The organism is Salipiger sp. (assembly GCF_059781815.1).
The window spans coordinates 1-3,119 of sequence record NZ_JBYNAH010000349.1; the positions used below are offsets into that span (position 1 = coordinate 1).

A 3,119-nucleotide genomic window follows, 5' to 3' on the forward strand; every position below is an offset into this window, starting at 1 on the left:
TCGACTACAAGGACACCAAGCTGCTGCAGCGCTACATCTCTGAGCGCGGCAAGATCGTGCCGTCGCGCATCACCGCAGTGTCCGCCAAGAAGCAGCGTGAACTGGCCCGTGCGATCAAGCGCGCCCGCTTCCTCGCCCTGCTGCCCTACGTCGTGAAATAAGGAGGCACTCGCATGCAAGTCATTCTTCTTGAGCGCGTGGCCAAGCTCGGCCAGATGGGCGACGTCGTCGACGTCAAGCCCGGCTTCGCCCGCAACTACCTGCTGCTGCAGGGCAAGGCGCTGACCGCCTCGAAAGAGAACATCGCGCAGTTCGAAGCCCAGAAAGCCCAGCTCGAGGCCCGCAACCTCGAGACCAAGAAAGAGGCCGAGGCGCTGGCAGAGATGCTCGACGGCCAGCAGTTCGTCGTGATTCGCTCCGCCTCCGATGGCGGCAACCTCTACGGCTCCGTCACCACCCGTGACGCCGCCGAGGTCGCAACCGCCGAGGGCTTCTCGATCGATCGCAAGCAGATCATCATCCGCCAGCCGATCAAGGAGCTCGGCCTGCACGAGCTCGAGGTGCACCTGCACCCCGAGGTCATGTGCGTGATCGAGGTCAACGTCGCACGCTCGCCGGAAGAGGCCGAGCTGCAGGCATCGGGCAAGTCGATCCAGGAACTGGCTGCCGAGGAAGAGGCCCAGGCCGAATTCGAGATCTCGGAACTGTTCGACGATCTCGGCGCCGCCACCTCGGACGATGCCGACCTGGTCGAGACCCCGGAAGGTCAGGCCGAAGAGGCCCGCGAAGACTGAGCCCACGAGGCCCAGATCTTGCACTGAAAATCTCGAACCGCGCCGGACCTCCAGCGCGGTTTTTCTATTTCCGGGCGAGTCCCCTGCCCCCGTGGCGCAAAAAAAAAGCGCCATTTTTACAAGAAACAATACCGCGCTATCAACGCGGTATTCGGGCACCCCAATAAACAAACTATCAAATTCAGATAAATCCTGACGCTTTTCATTGCCTTTGATCACGGTTTGTCAGACAGGCCACACGCCAGGGCGCGCCAGCGGCTGCGTCCGGTTGGGGGGAAGACAAAGGGAATACATCGTGACTTTGGAAGAGCGCATCAGTGCGCAGCTAAGGCTATTCCGGCGCAGCGCCGGACTCACACAGAACGAACTCGCAAAGCGCATCGGCGCGCATGTCCAGCAGATCTACCGCTACGAGACCGGTGCCGGCCGGATTCCGGCGGCCCAGCTCTGGCTGATCTCCGAGGCGCTGGACATGCCTCTCGACCAGTTCTTCACCGACGTGGACTCGCCGGTGACCGAGCAGGAGCAGGCCGTGTTCGACGACATCCGCACCGCGGCGACCCTTCTGCGGTCGGTGACGCCGGAGCAGCGTGGCGCCGTGATCGAGCTGCTGCGTGCCATGGCCAGTGAAGGCCAGACAAAGAAAAAGGCCGCCCCGCAAGCGGAGCAGCCTCTTCGGGCGACGGGGTGCTGAGGCGCCCCGCCAACTCACTCTTAGATCACTCTTCGTCGAGCGCTTCGACTGCGGTCTGGAGCTCTTCCTTGGAGACCTCTTTCTCGGCCACCTGAGCCTGCTCGGCGATGTGGTCGATGACCTTGTCCTCGAAGATCGGCGCGCGCAGCTGCTGCTGCATCTGCGCGTTCTGACGCACGAAGTCGAAGAAGGCGCGCTCCTGGCCCGGGTACTGGCGGGCCTGGTTCATGATCGCCTGGGTCATCTCGGCATCGGTCACCTCGACCTCGGCCTTCTGGCCCAGCTCGGCGAGCAGCAGGCCAAGGCGCACGCGGCGCTCGGCGAGGGTGTTGTGCTCGTCGGTGGGCTCGATCTCGCCGTGGTCATGGCCGTGATCTTCCGGGTGCTCTTCGTGGTAGAGCTGGTGCGCGATCTGCTTGGCCTCGGCCTCGACGAGGCTCGGCGGCAGGTCGAAGGACACCAGCGCGTCGAGCTTGTCGAGCAGCGCGCGCTTCATCACCTGACGGGCGGCACCGGCATATTCTGCCTCGAGGCGCTCGCGGATCTGGCCTTTCAGCGCGTCGAGATCCTCGGCACCGAACTTCTTGGCCAGCTCGTCGTTGATCTCGGCCGCGACCGGCTCCTTGACGGCCTTCACGGTCACGTCGAACACCGCGGCCTTGCCGGCGAGGTTCTCGGCGCCGTACTCTTCCGGGAAGCTCACTTCCACGGCCTTCTCGTCACCGGCCTTGACGCCCACGAGCTGCTCTTCGAAGCCCGGGATGAACGAGCCCGAACCCAGCACCAGCGGGTAATCCTCGGCGGCACCGCCGTCGAAGGCTTCGCCGTCGACCTTGCCGACGAAATCGATCACGACCTGATCGCCGTCCTGCGCCTCGGCGCCCTCGGCACGTTCGTTGAAATCCTGCGCCGTCTCGGCGAGCGAAGCGAGAGCCTCGTCGACGGCGGCGTCATCGGCCTTGACCACCAGCTTCTCGATCTCGACGCCGGAGAGGTCGACCTCGGGAACCTCGGGGAGCTTCTCGTAGCTCATCGCCACGTTGACGTCGTCGCCCTCTTTCCAGTCGTCGTTGGTCATCTTGACCTCGGGCTGGAGCGCCGGACGGTCGCCGCTGTCCTCGAAATGCTTCGACATCGCTTCGTCGATCGCTTCCTGCATGGACTCGCCCATCAGGCGCTGGCCGAACTGCTTCTTGAGCAGCGGCATCGGCACCTTGCCCTTGCGGAAACCCTTCATCTCGATCTCGGGCTGTGCCTCGGCCAGTTTGGCGTTGACCTTCGCGTCCAGCTCCTCGGCGGTGAGGATCAGCTCATAGGCGCGTTTCAGACCTTCATTCAGCGTCTCGGTGACCTGCATACCATCTTCCTTGGTTCTTGCGCGGCCCCGTTCTTCAAAGCCGCCCTTCTCTGTCGAATTTGCGGTCTTCTATGCGTCCCGGCCCATGCGTGCAAGGCGGATTCGCCTGCCGCAGCGCGGCAATGGCGCCCTGCCGCGCGCCGCCGCGCATATCGCGCTTGCCTCGCCCCGGACGGTGCAGTAAGCAATCGCTCACCGCGGGTGTAGCTCAATGGTAGAGCAGGAGCTTCCCAAGCTTAAGACGAGGGTTCGATTCCCTTCACCCGCTCCATCT

The 3,119-nt window shown here is 63.8% G+C and carries 4 protein-coding genes and 1 tRNA gene; 4 read left to right on the forward strand and 1 reads right to left on the reverse strand.

Annotation, left to right across the window (positions count from 1 at the left end):
- The 3 genes from rpsR to AC6RA4_RS24410 all read left to right on the forward strand — a co-directional run.
- On the forward strand, positions 1-161 hold a 161-nt coding region (rpsR, locus tag AC6RA4_RS24400; RefSeq protein WP_500164751.1), incomplete at its 5' end, for a 30S ribosomal protein S18.
- A gap of 12 nt (positions 162-173) precedes the next feature.
- Positions 174-794, forward strand: coding sequence for a 50S ribosomal protein L9 (rplI, locus tag AC6RA4_RS24405; protein WP_500164745.1), 621 nt, complete (start codon positions 174-176; stop codon positions 792-794).
- Between the two features lie 295 nt (positions 795-1,089).
- Complete coding sequence (locus AC6RA4_RS24410; protein WP_500164747.1) at positions 1,090-1,488, forward strand: helix-turn-helix domain-containing protein; 399 nt, start codon at positions 1,090-1,092, stop codon at positions 1,486-1,488.
- 25 nt (positions 1,489-1,513) lie between these two features.
- On the opposite strand, the gene tig is transcribed toward AC6RA4_RS24410, so the two are convergent.
- Entirely contained in the window at positions 1,514-2,845 is a 1,332-nt protein-coding gene (gene tig / locus AC6RA4_RS24415; RefSeq protein ID WP_500164749.1) for a trigger factor, read from the reverse strand.
- 197 nt (positions 2,846-3,042) lie between these two features.
- On the opposite strand from tig, the gene AC6RA4_RS24420 reads away from it, so the two are divergent.
- Positions 3,043-3,116, forward strand: a tRNA-Gly gene (locus tag AC6RA4_RS24420).
- The last annotated feature ends 3 nt before the right edge of the window (positions 3,117-3,119 follow it).